This window comes from Phytoactinopolyspora endophytica, from assembly GCF_004138495.1.
GTDB lineage: Bacteria > Actinomycetota > Actinomycetes > Jiangellales > Jiangellaceae > Phytoactinopolyspora > Phytoactinopolyspora endophytica.
This window is the reverse complement of record NZ_ML142849.1, coordinates 653,141-654,763: the sequence shown is the minus strand read 5'-3', so window position 1 is coordinate 654,763 and position 1,623 is coordinate 653,141. Positions and strand designations below refer to the sequence as shown.

Genomic DNA, 1,623 nt, shown 5'->3' with positions numbered 1-1,623 from the left:
TCCGGCAGCGCCGCGTCGGCGATCACGGCGTTCGACATCGACACGGACACCATCGCGTCCGCGGACGTGCTGCACGTCACCGGTGTCACTCCGGCGCTCGGGCCGGGACCGGCGTCGGCCGTTCAGCAGGCCGTCGACATGGCCCGGGAGAACGACACCCGGGTGTCGCTGGACCTGAACTACCGCTCCAGCCTCTGGAGCCGCGAGGATGCGACCGCCACTCTGGACCACTTGGTTCGCCGGGCCGACGTCGTCTTCGCAGGCCCCGAGGAGGCGTCGCTGGTGGTGCCGGACGGTTCGGTCGAGGAACTGGCGGAGGCCGTGGCTGAGTTGGGGCCGCGACAGGTGGTGCTCAAGCTCGGGGCGGAGGGCGCCTACTCGGTGATCGATGGCGAGGTGCACAAGACCGCGGCGGTCACGGTGCCGGTGATGGACACCGTCGGTGCCGGTGACGCGTTCGTCGCCGGATACCTGGCCGAGTGGATGGCCGGTGCGCCCGCCGAGACGCGGCTGGCGACGGCCGTGACGGCCGGCGCGTTCGCCTGCACCACCCTCGGCGACTGGGAGGGCCTGCCGACCCGCGCCGACCTCGAGACACTGGGCGCGTCCGACGCCGTCCACCGCTGAGTCTTGTCCCGCACCTTCGTCTCGGGGAGCTTATACCTGTGCGACATGGGGAGATGTTCCGGGAATCACAGGAGCGGCTGCGTTCCTATATCGAGGACCACAACCTTGCCGCGGGCGATGCGCTGCCGCCCGAGGCGAAGCTGGCCGAGGACCTAGGCATCAGCCGCCTTTCGCTGCGCGAGGCCACGCGAAGCCTTCAGACGCTGGGCGTGATCGAGGCCCGGCCGGGACGTGGTCTGTTCGTCAGTGACTTCTCGTTCCAGCCGATTCTGGATCAGCTTCCGTACGGCCTGGCGGTAGGCGGCGCCGCGCTGACCGAGGTGCTCGGCGTCCGTCAGGCACTGGAAGAGGGCCTGATCGAGCCGGCGTCGAAGCGCCTCGGGCCGGACGACTTCGACGAGCTGGACGCGCTGGTGGACGAGATGGCCCGGCGGGAGGCCACAGGTGAGCCGGTGGCATCGATCGATCGGGAGTTCCACCGGCGCCTGTACGAGCCGCTCGGCAACAAGCTCGTATCCTCGATGATCGACTTGTTCTGGGAGCTTCTGCACCGGCTCAGTGACTCGGTGCCCGAGATACCGGCACATCGTCACCCCGCCGAGGTGCACCGGAAGATCGTGAACGCGTTGCGCGAGGGGCACGGCCTGACGGCTGCCATGCGCGCGCACTTCGTCCACATCCACGAACGCCTGGAGGCGATCGAGTCGACGGACGACGCCCACGGCCGTAAACCCGGGTCCTCGCCCGCCTGACAACGTACTGTGCGTGTCATGGATCCGTGCCGATGACGTGTCGTAGAGAGTGCGCCTGATGATGGGTGCGGGCAGGAGTGAAGCCATGGTCGATTGGGCTGCGCAGGCCGCGGGACGGACCGGCCGGTTGAAGCCGTCGGCGATCCGGGAGATCCTGAAGCTCACCCAGCGGGGAGACGTGATCTCGTTCGCGGGTGGCCTGCCGTCACCGGAGTTGTTTCCGACGGCGGCGATCCGGGACGCC

Annotated in this window: 2 protein-coding genes; both read left to right on the top strand. The window is 68.9% G+C overall.

The features are described 5' to 3' along the window. Nucleotides 1-627 (top strand): sugar kinase (locus tag ELR45_RS36570; RefSeq protein ID WP_205855741.1); only part of this gene is annotated, 627 nt, incomplete at its 5' end. A 38-nt stretch (nucleotides 628-665) separates the two neighbouring features. After that, nucleotides 666-1,379 carry a FadR/GntR family transcriptional regulator gene (locus ELR45_RS02855; RefSeq protein ID WP_129663229.1) on the top strand — a complete coding sequence of 238 codons (714 nt, stop codon included), beginning with the start codon at nucleotides 666-668 and terminating at the stop codon, nucleotides 1,377-1,379. The last annotated feature ends 244 nt before the right edge of the window (nucleotides 1,380-1,623 follow it).